The following is a 15370-nucleotide window of genomic DNA, read 5'->3' on the forward strand; positions in this document are numbered from 1 at the left end:
CGTGAGACGTTGAGAAGAAGTTAATATCGGAGAGTTTAGTGGACCTTTAGATATTTTATTAGCAATGGTTAAAGACAAGAAGATTAATATTGTCGATGTCAACTTAATTGAATTATCAAATCAGTATATTGAGTACATTAATTTGCAACAACAATTAGATATTGAAATTGCAAGTGAGTATTTAGTAATGGCTGCACAATTGATTGAATTAAAATCAAAAATGTTGTTACCAAAAGAAGTTGAATTTGATGATCAAGAAGAATACTCTTATGAGGAATTTTTAGAACAATTGACTCAGTATGAACAAATTCGAAGTGTTACTGATTTTTTTGCTAATAAGCAAGAAGAATATTTACGTACATTTTCAAAACCAAAATCAAAAATTAACTTTGTTTCTAAAATCAAACAAGATGATGCTGATTTAATGGTTGATCCATTAGATATGGACATGGAAGCATTTTCAAGAATTTTTCAAAAAGTTATGACTGAATCAGAAATGAGAAATTATGATGACTTTGAACTTTTAGAAGAAGAGTATTCAACAATTACAACTGAAGTTATTTCACCTCAAGAAATTGCTGATATGATTTTAGAAAAAATGAAAACTAATAAACATAAACAATGAGCATTAGAAGAATTGCTAGATGTTAATACGCTAAATATTAAAAATTTAATATCAACTTTTTTAGCTGTCTTAGACTTAGTAAGACATCAAATTATTAAAGTTAATCAAAAAGATGACAAATTGGAAATTGCATTTACTATGGCAGTTTTAGAAGATGAATCATTAATCAAAAGAATTGAGGTAGAGGGATATGAATAACAATTTAAAAGCTATTATTGAAGGTCTTTTATTTATTTATGGAGATGATGGAATTGCTTTGCTTGATTTACAAACAGTTTTAGAAAATCACAAACCTTCTGAAATTAAGGCAGCAATTAATGAACTTGAAGAAAAATATAAAAATGATGAATCATCAGCTTTTTCTATACAAAGATTTGGAACTAATAAACTTAGATTACAAACTAAGGAAACATTGTATGAATGATTTGCAAAATTAGAAGTAGTTAAAGATCAGTCTAAATTGTCTAAATCAAGTATTGAAGTTTTATCAATCGTTGCCTATAAAGGACCAATTTCAAAAGCTGGAATTGACCATATTCGTGGAGCCGATTCTTCTTATCAAGTATATAAATTAAGACAAAGAAATTTGATTAGAGTTACTGGAAAATCAGAAGACTTAGGGAGATCAAATTTATATTCAATTACAGAAAATTTCTTTAAATTATTTAACTTATCTGGTGGTAAAGAAACTTTACCATTAATTGGAGATGAAGAACTGCAAGAAATTATTGCCGAAAATGTGCAAGTTTTAAAAACAACTGAGGCTGAAAATAATTCTAAGACATTTTTTAATGAAATTTCAGAAGACGATGACTTTGATGAATTTCAAGGAGCCGAATAATGCCGAAATTAGAACGATTACAAAAAATTATTGCTAATCGCGGAGCAGTTTCACGTAGAGCAGCAGAAAGATTAATTGAACAAGGGCGTGTTAAGGTTAATGGACAAGTAATTACAGAAATGGGTTACAAAGCACCAATTGATGCAGTTATTGAAATTAATGGCCAAGAAATCGTTACTGATAATCAAAAATATTACTTTTTATTCAATAAGCCAAGGTTAGTATTAACAACAATGGACGATCCAAAAGGGCGTCGTACAGTTGCAGAATATTTTGAAGATATTCCAGCGAGAGTTTATCCTGTTGGGCGTTTGGACTATGACGTTTCAGGATTGCTAATTATGACAAATGATGGAGAATTTGCCAATTTTGTTATGCACCCTCGTTATGAGTTTTTTAAGACATATCAAGCGATGTGTCATGGAAGCGTTAGCAAGCATCAAATTAATAAATTGTTAAAAGGAGTCACAATTGATGATGACTATTTTACCAAAGCAATTGAAGCTAAAATGGCGAACTATAATAAAGAAAAAAATATTTCAATTGTTGAATTAACAATTGCTGAAGGACGTAAACACCACGTTAAAAAAATGTTAGCAGCAGCAGAAATTGATTTAGCTAAATTAATGAGAACTAAAATTGAATTTTTGGAAATTGATGATTTACAAGTTGGTGAGTTTCGTGAGTTAAAAGCGCATGAAGTTAAACAATTTTATGGAATTTACAATGCTACAAAACGTAAAGAAGATTTATAAATATATATAACTAAATAAGGAGAGAACATAATGAGAATAGCAATTTTTGGAACAGTTGGGGCTGGTAAATCATCAGTATCAGAGGAAATTAGTAAACGTTTGAATCACGAAATATTTCCTGAACCAATTGAAGAAAATCCATATTTTGATGATTACTATAAAGATTTAAAAGCGACAGTATTTAAAATGCAAATTTATATGCTAGCTGCTAGATCTAAACAGTTAAAACAAGCACATCAACTAAAAGATATTATTTTTGATAGAACAATTTTAGAAGATCCAATTTTTATGAAAGTGAATTATGATTTAGGAAATGTCAATGATATTGACTATAAAACATATCAAGATTTTTATGAAAATGTTGTTTTAGAAAACTTAAAAATTCCTGATGAAAGAGTTAAATTTGACATCGTAATTTATCTTAAAGTTTCAACAGATAAAGCAATTGAAAGAATTGCAAAACGTGGTCGTTCATCTGAACTAGACGTTGATAAAAAATACTGAGAATTGTTAAATAAAAATTATAATGAATTTTATGATCAAAATGTATATGATTTCCCATTCTTTGTTGTAGATGCCGAAACAGACGATATGGATGAGAAAATGGAAAAAATCATGAATAAAATTTATGAAATTGACCCATCATTAAAAAAATAATTACTTTAAGACCTATAATAAAGGTCTTTTTTATTTTATAATTATCAAGAAATATTTTAACTTTGAAAGGATGATATATTATGGGAAGAGCCCACGAAGTTAGAGCTGCGTCTATGGCTAAGACAGCAGCAAAAAAATCAGCAGTCAATGGTAGAGCAGCAAAAGAAATTTATATGGCTGCTAAAGCAGGAGGAACTGATCCTAATTCTAATTTAGCATTAAGAGCAGTGATTGATAAAGCAAAATCAAATCAAGTTCCAAGTGACGTTATTCAGCGTGCTTTAAAACGTGCTGAAGGAGGCGATGCTGAATCATATACTTCAAATCGTTATGAAGGAATGGGTCCAGGTAATGTAGCTATTATTGTTGATGCGCTAACAAGTAACGTTAATCGTGCAGCAGCAAATATTCGTGAAGTGTTTAACAAAAACCACGGAAATCCTGAAGGGAAGGTAGCATTTCTATTTCAAGATGCAGCCGTTTTTGCTTTTGAAGGATTTAACTTAGAAGAAACTTTAGAAAATTTGATGATGAATGATATTGATGTAAATGATGTTGTAGAACAAGACAATGCAATCGTAGTTTACGCACCGTTCAAAGCCTTTAACGCTGTTAAAAAAGCTTTAGATGAAATGGGAGTAAAAGACTACCTAGTTGCTGAAACTAAAATGATTCCAGTAGATGAATATGTTGAAATTGATAATGAAGAAACTCAGAAACAATTACAGATTTTATTAGATCGTTTAGATGAACTTGAAGATGTTCAAAATGTTTATCACAATGCTGCAATATAAAATAAATAATATTAATGCCCATTATGGGTGTTTTTTATTTATAATCTAAGAAAGGGAAGTGAATTTATGGGAACTGTATTTTACGCAAACATTGTACTTTGAGTGGTTGATTCATTTGCGTTATTTTCGTTGCTATTAGTTTACTTGATTACAACAAGAAATTATAATCATTATCAAGTTCCAAGAATTAATACTTATAATGATGTCATAAAGTCTTCAGATATCGAAAGATTATTAGTAGAGTTTAAAACGATGTTTAATCTTCGTGAGTATGAGATTATCTATACTGAAACTGATAAGTATATTAAAATTTTTAAAAACTTAAATAAAAAGAAAAAGCAAATTGTTATTTCTAAGAAAATTTTTGAATCTGTTGGATATGAATTAGATTATTTAATTGCCCGTATTTGGTTATCAGCTAAAGCAGCTCAAAAAGATAATAAAGTTTTAATTTACAAATTAACTGTAATTATTTTTCCATTGATTTTAATATGATCAATTTTGGTGCTATATGTTTTTCAGACAACTACTTTTTTTATTGGAGTTAGCCAACATGCAACTTATACAAGTGAAATTGAAAGAGGCTGATTTTTTAAAGCTATAGTATGGTTATGAAATACTAAATTTGTTGGGTTTTTAATCATTAGCTTGTTAATTATTTTGATTGTTAATTTTTTAGTTGCTTATCGATATAAAGAAATAATTGAACATGAGTATAACAATGAAATTATTGGATTAGTAAGAACTGTTATGAATGACTTTTATAAAGATTTTATTGCTGCAAGAACTTATGCCCAAGATATTAAATATCCATTTATACCATTAATAAAAACAGCAAATTTTTGAGAGCAAAGTAAGTGATTAGGTCCGTTTGTTCACATGTAAAAAAAACGAACTTTTTTAGTTCGTTTTTTTAAGCTTGTCCTAATCCTTGAGCTTTTCATTCAGCCAAGATAGCTTCACGTCCACCATCAATTGCCAAACGGTCTTTATATGTTTCAAATCTTTCAGTACATTCATGCAATTCTTCGATTGCTTCTTCTAAACTTCCTCAACCATTAATTACAACTGATTTTTTTTGTAATGCTTTATATTGTAAGAAGAAATTTTCGATTTCGTCTTTTAAATGTTGGGGCACAGATTCAAGTGTAGTATATTCAGCAAATCTTGGATCATCATTAAATACTCCAAAAAGCTTTGTATCAATTTCACCAGCATCAATCATTTTAATTGATCCCAAAATTCTTACACTTACTTGTACTCCTGGTAAGGTAGGATAAGTACATAATGAAATTACATCCAATGGATCTCCATCTCAATCTAGAGTATTTTCGACCATTCCGTATTCTCCAGGATAGAAATTAGCACCATATAATACACGGTCTAATTTAATTCTTCCTGTAATTCCATCAACTTCATATTTGTTTGAAGATCCTTTAGGAATTTCAACAATCATATCAATAACATTATTTTTTGACATATTTTACCTCTTTCATTCATTTAATATTTTACAATAAAAAATAAGTATTTGATATAATCACTTTATTACTATTATAAAGAAGGGCGAGATAATGAATAAAATTCAAGATAATGATGTAGTAACCAAAACTTCACAATATAAATTTTGAAAACATAAAGCGGATTTTGCCGAAATAAATCGTCGCAATTTCCAAATTAGGATTAAAGAGTACTTTAGTTTATCAACAAAAAAAGTTACATATCTATCGTTGTTGTTAGCACTAGAAATACTGATGACAATCTTTTCAAAATTTGTTATGGGATTAATTCCTGTTTCAGGTTTTTTTGTAATTGAACTTTCATTTTTTGTAATTCTGATTATTTTGCTAATGTCAAACTTATTTTATGCAATGTTAATTTTACAAGCAGCTATTTGAATTCGTTTAGCCCTTGGCTCAGAGCCAGTGGGATTAATTGCGATGACATTAGTGGATGGAAGTTATTTACTAATTTTTGCGTGTTTATTATTTATTTGTAAATTTTTGATTGCTCGATTTTCAAATGATCTTAAAGGAAATCAAAAAAAGGTCTTAGTCTTGACAATAATAATAGGAATTGTCTCTGCATTGTTTGCAGCAGCAATAGGATTATTAATCAATTATGCTTTTATCCTAGAATTGTATGGAATTGATAAAAGTGCTAAGGCAGGATTTTATCCAATCATTGTTTCATTGACGTTTGTAAAATTTATTATTAACTTAGTTTTGTATTTATTAACTTATAAAGTTGTGGTGACTTTAATAACTATTTATAAAATTTAATTATAAAAATTATAAATAAGTCTTTACTTTTTGTTTTTCTTATTTATAATTTTTATAAATAGCAAAGGAAAAATTAATATGAAAAAAAATAAAAACCCCAAAGAAGTTTTGGAACATTTGAAAAGTGATTTGGATAAACGACTTTTAAGTGGAGATGAGTTAGAAAAACTTAAACACCGCGAAAAAGATCATTATCATGGAATTCATCACTTCGATGAATTTGGGAATCATGATGATTATGTCGAAGATGAATTTAAGCCTTCGCACCATTTCAAGTTTTCTAAAAAAAATCTAACTTTCAAAATTTCGTTAACAGCCGTATTTTTAGCATTATCAGTTGTTGTCAGTTTACTTGACATTTTATTAGAAACATTATCTTTGCCTGTAGGAGACCAAGTATTTATTCAAACACGCTTTTTAGATATTGTATTAGTTGTGGCTTCGATTGCGACATTAGGACCATTATTTAGTTCGGTATTAGGAGCAGTTCAACCCGTAATGCACAATCTAATTCACGGAATGCATCATGGTTGAATTCAACCAATGCTTGACATGTTTCAAAATGTTTTAATTGTTTGAGTTGTTTGATTAATTTTTTACATTATTTTTCAAAATTCACCAATTCATCGTGATGAGAACAAAAAAGTTTATGAAACTAAAAGATGAATGCCAATGCCATTTATTATTGTGCTTGTAGCAGTTATCGCAACAATCAGTTTTATTCTAGCATTGTATATTCAAAGTAAAGTTTCACCTAATTCACCATTATTGCCAAGTACTCGTGGTCATGACCACGATCACGATCATGACCATGACCATCAAGGAATGTTAGAATCAATTACAGGAGTTAATTGAGGAATAGTTTTTGCAATTTTTGGATGAAATATTTTACGTTATGGAATTGCTTTTGTACTGTTTGTGTTGATAGAAGGTAGAATGCGAATTATTAATCACCGTTATAAATAAAGTTTTCAAACTAAAACCTTTTAAATATATAGGTTTTAGTTTTTTTCTTGCTGTAAATGTTATAAAATAAAATGTATATTGTGGGGTGTTACAATGGGTGAATTTATTTCAAGAAAAGAACGTAATGCTACTTTAATCGCTAATACAAATCGCGAAATTGAAAATTTAAAAAACTACAATGATATGGATAGCTATGTTTCATCAGTTTTAACTACTTTGAATATGGTTGATGCTAAATACTTTTCAAAGATATACGATGAATTAAAGGTTGAATTTGATATTGGAAAATTTTATTTGGGAAAAGATAAATCAAAGTATATTATCAATCCAGAAATTATTTCTAATATTAAAAATCAGTATAGCAAAATTATTTTAAATTCAGTTAATAAAACAAATTTAGATAATAGTAAAATTAGCAAATCACAATTAATTGCCGAAGATGATTTTTATATTGATGAAAATCGAATTATTTATGAAAACATTCGTAATATTCAACTTGAACAAAATCAAAAAAATAAAAAGCAAGAAGAATTTAATCGCGGTAAAAAAATTGCGCTTATAAATGTTAGAGAAAAAGAGTTTAAAGGAATTACAGAAAAAATTGGAGCTAATCCAGCCTCACAAGTTTTTTTAAAGGGGCGAGATACAGTTTATAAAAGTATTCGAGATATTTTAAAAAAGAGTGAAAATTATAAAATCAAAACTAAATGATATATAGTCACCGCATCAATATTGGTGATTACAATGGCATTGGCAATTATTATTCCAATATTTGTTTAAAAGTAAAAATGAAAAGAAAGGTTTATTATGAGTAAAAAAATTATTGTTGCAGTTGATGGAACTTCAGGATCTGGAAAAACTGAAACCTTCAAACGAGTAGCGGAGATTGTTAACTATGAATTGATTGATACTGGTTTAATGTATCGAGCTTTTACTTTGCTAGCAATTAATGAAAAAATTAATTTTCACTCAACATCAGAAATTATAGAATTAATAAATAAATTTGATTATCAAGTTAAAAATGGTAAACCTTATTTAAATGGTGAAGAAATTGGTGATCGTTTGAGAGATAATGATATTGTAAAATATATCAATTTTATTACCGTTGTTCCTGAAGTTAGAAAAAAAATGGTTGAAGCTCAGCGCGAAATGGTTTTAGGTGGAGGGTTTATTGAGGTCGGAAGAGACATTACGTCAGTTGTGTTAACTAATGCTGATTTAAAAATCTATTTGGATTCTTCGATTGAAGTTCGAGCTAAACGTCGTTATGAACAAAATCTTTTATTAGGAATTACTGATGAAAGTTTGGAAGGTATCAAACAAGCAATTATTAAAAGAGATACAACTGATAAAAATCGTGAAGTTGGTCCCTTAGTTATTACAGAAGATGCTTGATATATTGATAACTCAAATTTGACCATTAATGAAGTTGTTGATATGGTTGTTAAAAAAATAAGAGAAATGGAATTAAGTTAATATGAGAAAAAAAGGAATTGTCGCTATTGTTGGAAGACCAAATGTTGGAAAATCTTCATTATTTAATAGAATTATTCGTGAAAAAAAATCAATAGTTGAAGATATTCCTGGAGTTACTCGTGATCGTATTTATGGAAATGCTGAGTGATTAACTCGTCAATTTATTGTAATTGATACTGGAGGAATTACTCTTGAAGATCAACCATTTGCAAAAGAAATTAAAGTTCAAGCAGAAATTGCTATGACAGAAGCAGATGTTATTGTATTTTTGTTGAACCACCAAGATGGTTTAACTGATGAAGATAAAGTCATTGCAAGAATTTTGTACAAAACTAAAAAACCTGTTATTGTGGCAGTTAATAAATATGATAAAAAAGGTTTGTCAACAGATGCATATGAATACATGTCTATTGGATTGGGAGAACCAATTATGATTTCATCAACGCATGGAATTGGAGTTGGAGATTTATTAGATAAAATGATTTCTGAAATGCCAAAAATTGAAGACGCTGCAAAAGATGATCGTACAAGAATGGCAATTATTGGGAAACCAAATGTTGGAAAGTCTTCGTTAGTTAATTCTTTAGTTGGTGAAGACCGAATGATTGTTTCAGAAATTGCTGGAACGACTTTAGATGCAGTTGATTCAAATTTACAAGTTAATGGGAAAAAATATACTTTAATTGATACTGCTGGAATTCGTCGTAAAAGTAAGGTTTTTGAAACAATCGAAAAATACAGTTATTTACGTTCACTAACAACAATCAATAGTGCTGATATTGTTTTGCTAATGATTGATTCATCAGTCAAAATCACTGATCAGGATACCAATATTGGTGGACTAGCGTATGAAGAGCGGAAACCAATTATTATCATTGCTAATAAGTGAGATTTAGTTAAAGATAAAGAAAAGCAAATATTGAAAAAAGAAGACGAAATTAGAGCTTATTTTAAATATTTACAATATGCTAAAATTATTTTTGTATCTGCTCATGATAAAACTCGTATTGGAAAAATCTTTGAAGCTGTAGAAGAAGTTAAAGAGGCTTTAAACAGAAAAATTAAAACATCAGTATTTAACGAGGTATTAAACCGGGCACAATTAATTAATCCCGCACCTAATCATAATGGTGGAAGATTAAAAATTTATTATGGTTCGCAAGTAGAAGCTTATTTACCAACATTTGTAATGTTCGTAAATAATCCTAGCTACGTTCACTTTTCGTATAAGCGTTTTTTGGAAAATCAAATTAGATTACAATTTGGATTTGATGGTGTACCAATTACACTACTATTTAGAGAAAGGAAATAATTTATGAACAAAAATATTACAATTATTGGAACTGGGGCATATGGAACAGCATTGGCAAATGTTTTGGCTGATAATGGTCATAATGTTTTAATGTATGGTATTGAAGAAAATCAAGTCAATGATATTAATATTAATCATGAAAATTCGTTCTTTTTTAAAGATGTAAAAATTAATTCAAAAGTTAAGGCAACAACTGATTTAGTAGCAGCATTAGAAAATACTGAAATTTTGATTTTGGGAGTACCTTCTTTTGCAATTAGAAGTGTAATTCAAGATATTAAAAAATATGGTAAAAATGAAATGATTATTGTTAACACTGCAAAAGGTCTTGATGATAAAGAGTTAGGGTTGTTATCTGATGTTGTTAAGCAAGAATTTGCTGGTACAGGCTTAATGAAGCACTATACAGCACTATATGGACCAAGTGTAGCGATTGAAGTCGTTGAAAGGAAACCAACAGCATTAATGTTGGTAGCTGATCAATTTGAAGTTGCTGAAGAAATGACTAAAATCTTTACAAATGAGTACTTTTTTGTATATCCTTGAGATGATATTGCTGGATGTGAAATTGGTGCAGCTTTAAAGAATACTGTGGCAATTGCTGCGGGAATTTTTAGTGGTTTTAAAGCTGGTGATAATGCTCAAGCATCATTGATTACTTTGGGATTAAATGAGATTTATACTATTGCAAAAGAATTTGGAGCAAAGGTTGAAACTTTCCTAAATTATGCTGGATTGGGAGACTTAATTTTAACAGCTTCATCAGTTAAATCTCGTAATTTTAGACTAGGAGTAGCAATTGTTGAAGAAGGTGATGCTAAATCTGCTTTGGCAAAGACTAAATATACTGTTGAAGGAGTAGCATCGGCAGAAATTGCTTATAAAATCTGTAGAAAAATGAAAATAAACAGTTCGCTTTTCGAAATTATATATGAAATTATATATAATAATAGTAGGCCAATATCACTGATAAATAATGTTTTTAAAAATGTGAATATGGTTTAAATAAAAACACATTTATTTAAAGTTAAATTAGATAAGAGGGAAAATATGACAAAAAAAGAATTAATTGAAGAAATTTTAACTAACGAAGATATTTCAAAAACTCAATGTGAAGATATCGTTAACGCAATTTTTGAAAAAATTGGTAATGAATTAGCTTTAGGGAAAGAAGTATCAATTGCTGGATTTGGTAAATTTGGTATTAGTGAAAGATCATCACGTGAAGGTATCAATCCAAGTACAGGTGAAAAAATTACTATTAAAGCTTCAAAAAGTGCGAAATTTAAACCAGCTAAACAATTAAAAGAAACACTAAACAAATAAGAAAAAAACATATAAAATAAAAAAGTAAGGGTTTTAAAACCTTTACTTTTAATTTTATCCAAGGAGACAAAAATGTTAATAGATCTGCTGAAAAAAGGCGTTATATCAAAAGATAATTTATTGTTTGATAACTACAAAAAGATTGGTTTAAATGAAAACCAAGTAATGATTGTAAAAATGATTATGCATATAAGCAAAAGTGAAAGTAAGTTTGTTACACCTAGAGTTGTAGCAACTAAAATGACACTAAGTGAAACTGAAATTGAAAATGAAATTGAAACTATGATTGAAAAAGGTTTGGTTAAAATTGTTGCCAAAAATATTGATTTTTCCCCATTGTTTATAAAATTAGCAATATCTTCAGAACAAGAATATTTAGCTCTTGAGGATAAAACTTTTATTGCAACAATTCAAGAACAATTATCATTTGAGCTTGAAGAAGAACAAATCAAAGAGTTAGCAAATATCATTAATGTTAATGTTTCAAAAAAACAGTTATTAGAAATTTTGAGTTCTGAAGACACAATTAATACTTATGGAGAATTTGTTAAGCGTATTGGTAAATTGATTAATAACAAACCAAAGGGAATTACGAAATTTAATTGATTAGATAATTAAGATATTTCAGATAGTCAAGTTTTAACTCGTAAGTCAAATAAAGCTTATAGGCATTTTCCTCAAATCATTGGTAGGGAACACGTTTTTTAATTGTTAAAACATAATCTTTAAGTTTCAAAAAGTCAATTAAAAAAAACTCTTCATATTTACCAAAATAAATAATAATAAATCCAATGCCTTTAAAATTACAGACATAAGAAAGTTTTGATTGTTGATTTTTTCGTAATGCTTTGAAATCAAAATAATCTTGATAAGTTTCTTTTGCTTCAAATTCAAAATATTGTCCTTGATAAACACCAATATAGTCGCAGTTAAAACTTTTTTTAAAATTAGCATTTAAAATTTTTTTATTGTTAGTTTCGACTAAATTAATGTTAGTCGGAATTTTTGTGACTAGACAAAGATTTTCTTCCAAGTATTTTTGATTTGTGATGTTGATAATTGTTTCTAAATATTGTCCTAAATTGTTGATCGGATACATTGATTCACCTCAATAAGGATTAGAAAAATGCTAAAATTATTTATGAAAGTAGGTATTGTATGAAAGTTAATCCAAAGTTAACCGCAGAAGAAATTTTAGAAACTGAGTTTTTAGTTGAACTTAAAGGTTACAGAATTGAAGAGGTTGATGATTTTTTAGATACTATCCGTCAAGATTACATTTTGTTTACAGAGACTTTAAAAATTTTGGAAGCTGAAAATCAAGCACTTAAAAATGAAAATCAAAATCTGCTTCAAGAGAAAAATGATTTAGTTGTTTTAAATAAAACATTAAAGTCTGAAAGTCACGCCAAAGAAATTGAAGAAGTATCAAATGGAACCTTCATCAAAAGAATTGCTAATATTGAAAAATTATTACATGACGTTGATAAAAATATTAAAAAAATTAAAAGTGATAAATAAGAGTATTTTTTAAACAAATATAACTTGTTGTTTAAAAAAGTTAAAGCACCAATTTTATAGTAAGAACCGAACAGCAACCGAACAGCAACTGAACAGCAGTTTTAAAACATTTTAAAATCAAATTATTAATAAATTTTTGCTCATAAAACGACCCTATAAACAACAAGTAAAAAATTAGAAACACCAAAATAGTCTAATATGAATAAAACATTGGTCTGTAACTTTATTTAGAATAAAGTTGCAGAGGCCAACTTATTTTCGAAAAACAGGTGTAAATTGCATGAAATCACAAGAGAATTTTCCTTTTTGGAACATACTCTTGTTTTTTTTTTTTTTGTTAAAGTCTATTTTGTAATTGCCTTATCAGTCAAACAAGAAATGCCAAAAATTTAAATTTCGTCTTGTTAAATTGAGCACTAACAAGATATTTGAGCGATTAAATATTTCAAGAAATTTGAATAGTTAAAAAGGGGACAATATGAAAAAAATTTTAACGATATTAGGAGCTATTACATTAACGGCTTCAACAGGTTTAACAGTAGTTGCATGTGGAACTACTAAAACTCCTTCAATTCCGCCAACTGATGAATCAATCAGAGAGTATAAAACAGAATTGAACAACATTTGAAATACAGTTTATAATCAAAACGCCGATAAATTTGTACGTGAAATTAAAACTAGTGGTGATTACGAAAATTACAGCCTATTTAATTTCAACTATTTAAATGAAAAATATGCTGGAGAAAATAACAAAATTTTTGATTTGTTTGATAATATAGACAACAAGGATAATAAATCTATGATGATTAGTGACCTTGATCTTATATTTCCAAAACAGGAATTTGCTAGTTTAATTCAATCTAATTTAGCAACTGGAGCAAACGCAGTTAAATATCGAAATATTTACATGGGATCTCCAGAAGCTACTTTAGGGAATTTCAAAGTTTCTGAAAATGAAGACTTTACTTTAACAAGAGTTCACGCTAAAAATACAGTTACAGGAACAAAAGAATTAATTTACTCAATTAATGTAACAGTTAGCAAAGATATGTACTATAAAAATATTCAAGGAATTACTGAGTTTTATGGTACTGTACAAATACCATTAAAATTGTTAATTGGTAGAGAAGGTAAAACTATTAACTTTATTGATAAAGTAAGTACTAGTTTACCAAAAACAATGATTAATAATGGAAGCAGCAGTTTTACTAGTACAGATATCAAGAAATTGATTCCAAATTTTAAAACATATACTGGTTCATTAGATGTATCTTTAAATACTTTACTTAACACTGAAGATTTCCAAAATAATATTTCTAGAAATATTGAAGAAATTAACAAAGATGAATTTGATTACAAATTATCTTATGGAAGTAAAATTGCTGATCCTGCCGGAATTAAGGTTATTTCAGAAATGCTTCAAAACAATACTGAAACTAAGCAACAATTAGAAACTAAAACTATGTATGATCTTCAACGAAATCCGTTAGCAAATAGCTTAATTTTGAAAAAAACTGAAACTGATGTTTTAGAAGAAAAACCTGCTATTTCAATGATTGAAGAAGTAGTTGTAGACGCTAATGAAAAAATAACTGATTATGAAGATAAATTAAGAGTACTATTAGATTTATACATTTCTAACAAAGACCTAAAAGAAGCACTAATTTTATCTAGTTATAGTTTTGGATACTTTAGACTTCAAAATATATTTGTTGATTTAGATGATGATACAAAAATTGAATTTCCAACAATTGTTGTTCCATGAACATACCAAAATGATGTTCTTAGAAATGGTCGACGTTCTAACAAAAAAGAAGGTTGATTATATTCAATTTATGAAGCCTTTAAAATTGTTAACAATGATGTTATGAGAACAAACTCAAAATTGGTAACATCAAATGATAACAATCCATTAGGAGAAGTTGGAAGCATTTTCTCACTGTCAACTGATGCTGTTAAAAACTTGAAAGAATCATTCTTAAGACCTTGAACTTCAATTCTTTCTGATGTATCTAATTCGTCTTTCAAAGATTGAAATTCAAAAGACAATGGTGGAGCAACAAATTTCAGAATTTGAAACCACGATTTAGCAACAGGTGCTATTTCACTAGACTTAATTGGAAATGATAAGTCTACTAATAGAGATAACATTATAGCAAAAAATAGTTTATATGACTTTGATTCTTTCTCAGCTAAAATTGAAAGTATTCAAGGTGAAGATAAACGTCAAAATACTTTAACACCAACTGATACATCAAGAACTAGCGATGGTTTAGATGCTTATAGAATGATGGTTACAAAAACTCGTTACAACAGTTCTCATGCTAATTTTGCAATGAATAATACTTCATCAATTTATATTCCATACAAAACAAATGATATTATTCCAAGTATTAATAATTACCAAATTAACTTAGGATGAATGAACTTTAACTTGTTCTTACCATTTGATGATGGTGAATGATTTGATAACTTTGTAGAAAATAGCGATAAAACTTGAAGAGGTGAACAATACATCAACTTAAGTAAAGAGAAAAATTTATTTGCTGATTCAACTAATAATAATCACTTCAATTGAACTGCCGAAAATCCTTATAAGTTTGACAGAACAAGTAGTGCTAATGCCGGAATTTATCAATTAGCAAATAGACCACTATTCTGATTCCCAAATAACTAATAAGAATTGAGTAACAAATAGTTTAAAATAATTGCTTACTAACAAAGTAACAAAAAACTTTAACAAAACCTTTATCAATCTAATATGACTTTAAAAAGGTCACAATTAGAAAGAAAAAGGTTTTTTTGTCATTTCATTTAC

At 28.2% G+C, this 15370-nt stretch carries 18 protein-coding genes; 16 read left to right on the plus strand and 2 right to left on the minus strand.

Going from position 1 to position 15370, the window contains the following annotated elements; genetic code table 4:
• Position 1: 1 nt before the first annotated feature.
• The 6 genes from L872_RS0101580 (at position 2) to L872_RS0101605 (ending at position 4557) form a co-directional block, all read left to right on the plus strand.
• Complete coding sequence (locus L872_RS0101580; protein WP_027063132.1) at positions 2 to 823, plus strand: segregation/condensation protein A; 822 nt, start codon at positions 2 to 4, stop codon at positions 821 to 823.
• On the plus strand, positions 816 to 1466 hold the full coding sequence (scpB, locus tag L872_RS0101585) for an SMC-Scp complex subunit ScpB (RefSeq protein ID WP_027063133.1): 651 nt from the start codon (positions 816 to 818) through the stop codon (positions 1464 to 1466). The genes L872_RS0101580 and scpB overlap by 8 nt, the downstream gene beginning before the upstream one ends.
• Positions 1466 to 2221 carry a pseudouridine synthase gene (locus tag L872_RS0101590; RefSeq protein ID WP_036268837.1) on the plus strand — a complete coding sequence of 252 codons (756 nt, stop codon included), beginning with the start codon at positions 1466 to 1468 and terminating at the stop codon, positions 2219 to 2221. The genes scpB and L872_RS0101590 overlap by 1 nt, the downstream gene beginning before the upstream one ends.
• Before the next feature lie 30 nt (positions 2222 to 2251).
• Positions 2252 to 2878, plus strand: coding sequence for a deoxynucleoside kinase (locus tag L872_RS0101595; RefSeq protein WP_027063135.1), 627 nt, complete (start codon positions 2252 to 2254; stop codon positions 2876 to 2878).
• 80 nt (positions 2879 to 2958) lie between these two features.
• The gene (locus tag L872_RS0101600) at positions 2959 to 3672 is read left to right on the plus strand and encodes a YebC/PmpR family DNA-binding transcriptional regulator (protein ID WP_027063136.1); all 714 of its coding nucleotides are present in this window, start codon (positions 2959 to 2961) and stop codon (positions 3670 to 3672) included.
• Positions 3673 to 3738: 66 nt separating this feature from the next.
• A complete protein-coding gene (locus L872_RS0101605; protein WP_027063137.1) occupies positions 3739 to 4557 on the plus strand; it encodes a hypothetical protein in 819 nt (272 codons plus the stop codon).
• Between the two features lie 28 nt (positions 4558 to 4585).
• Here L872_RS0101605 and L872_RS0101610 read toward each other — a convergent pair whose 3' ends face one another.
• Positions 4586 to 5152: an inorganic diphosphatase gene (locus tag L872_RS0101610; RefSeq protein ID WP_027063138.1), complete on the minus strand. Its 567-nt coding sequence runs from the start codon at positions 5150 to 5152 to the stop codon at positions 4586 to 4588.
• A gap of 91 nt (positions 5153 to 5243) precedes the next feature.
• On the opposite strand from L872_RS0101610, the gene L872_RS04555 reads away from it, so the two are divergent.
• The 8 genes from L872_RS04555 (at position 5244) to L872_RS0101650 (ending at position 11649) form a co-directional block, all read left to right on the plus strand.
• On the plus strand, positions 5244 to 5951 hold the full coding sequence (locus L872_RS04555) for an ECF transporter S component (protein WP_036268838.1): 708 nt from the start codon (positions 5244 to 5246) through the stop codon (positions 5949 to 5951).
• A gap of 78 nt (positions 5952 to 6029) precedes the next feature.
• On the plus strand, positions 6030 to 6917 hold the full coding sequence (locus L872_RS0101620) for an ECF transporter S component (RefSeq protein WP_027063139.1): 888 nt from the start codon (positions 6030 to 6032) through the stop codon (positions 6915 to 6917).
• Between the two features lie 93 nt (positions 6918 to 7010).
• On the plus strand, positions 7011 to 7697 hold the full coding sequence (locus L872_RS0101625; RefSeq protein WP_027063140.1) for a DnaB-like helicase N-terminal domain-containing protein: 687 nt from the start codon (positions 7011 to 7013) through the stop codon (positions 7695 to 7697).
• 27 nt (positions 7698 to 7724) lie between these two features.
• Entirely contained in the window at positions 7725 to 8393 is a 669-nt protein-coding gene (gene cmk / locus L872_RS0101630) for a (d)CMP kinase (RefSeq protein ID WP_027063141.1), read from the plus strand.
• 1 nt (position 8394) lies between these two features.
• Entirely contained in the window at positions 8395 to 9705 is a 1311-nt protein-coding gene (gene der / locus L872_RS0101635; protein WP_027063142.1) for a ribosome biogenesis GTPase Der, read from the plus strand.
• A 3-nt stretch (positions 9706 to 9708) separates the two neighbouring features.
• Complete coding sequence (locus L872_RS0101640; RefSeq protein ID WP_027063143.1) at positions 9709 to 10710, plus strand: NAD(P)H-dependent glycerol-3-phosphate dehydrogenase; 1002 nt, start codon at positions 9709 to 9711, stop codon at positions 10708 to 10710.
• Between the two features lie 27 nt (positions 10711 to 10737).
• Entirely contained in the window at positions 10738 to 11031 is a 294-nt protein-coding gene (locus L872_RS0101645; protein WP_480212822.1) for an HU family DNA-binding protein, read from the plus strand.
• A gap of 72 nt (positions 11032 to 11103) precedes the next feature.
• On the plus strand, positions 11104 to 11649 hold the full coding sequence (locus L872_RS0101650; protein WP_027063145.1) for a DnaD family protein: 546 nt from the start codon (positions 11104 to 11106) through the stop codon (positions 11647 to 11649).
• Here L872_RS0101650 and L872_RS0101655 read toward each other — a convergent pair.
• Positions 11630 to 12130: a Holliday junction resolvase RecU gene (locus tag L872_RS0101655; protein ID WP_027063146.1), complete on the minus strand. Its 501-nt coding sequence runs from the start codon at positions 12128 to 12130 to the stop codon at positions 11630 to 11632. The genes L872_RS0101650 and L872_RS0101655 overlap by 20 nt on opposite strands.
• A gap of 59 nt (positions 12131 to 12189) precedes the next feature.
• On the opposite strand from L872_RS0101655, the gene L872_RS04895 reads away from it, so the two are divergent.
• Both L872_RS04895 and L872_RS04565 read left to right on the plus strand, forming a co-directional pair.
• The gene (locus tag L872_RS04895; protein ID WP_051418420.1) at positions 12190 to 12552 is read left to right on the plus strand and encodes a DivIVA domain-containing protein; all 363 of its coding nucleotides are present in this window, start codon (positions 12190 to 12192) and stop codon (positions 12550 to 12552) included.
• Positions 12553 to 13030: 478 nt separating this feature from the next.
• On the plus strand, positions 13031 to 15229 hold the full coding sequence (locus L872_RS04565; RefSeq protein ID WP_036268841.1) for a lipoprotein: 2199 nt from the start codon (positions 13031 to 13033) through the stop codon (positions 15227 to 15229).
• The last annotated feature ends 141 nt before the right edge of the window (positions 15230 to 15370 follow it).

Origin of the sequence: Mesoplasma seiffertii ATCC 49495, from assembly GCF_000518725.1 — a bacterium.
GTDB lineage: Bacteria > Bacillota_I > Bacilli_A > Mycoplasmatales > Mycoplasmataceae > Tullyiplasma > Tullyiplasma seiffertii.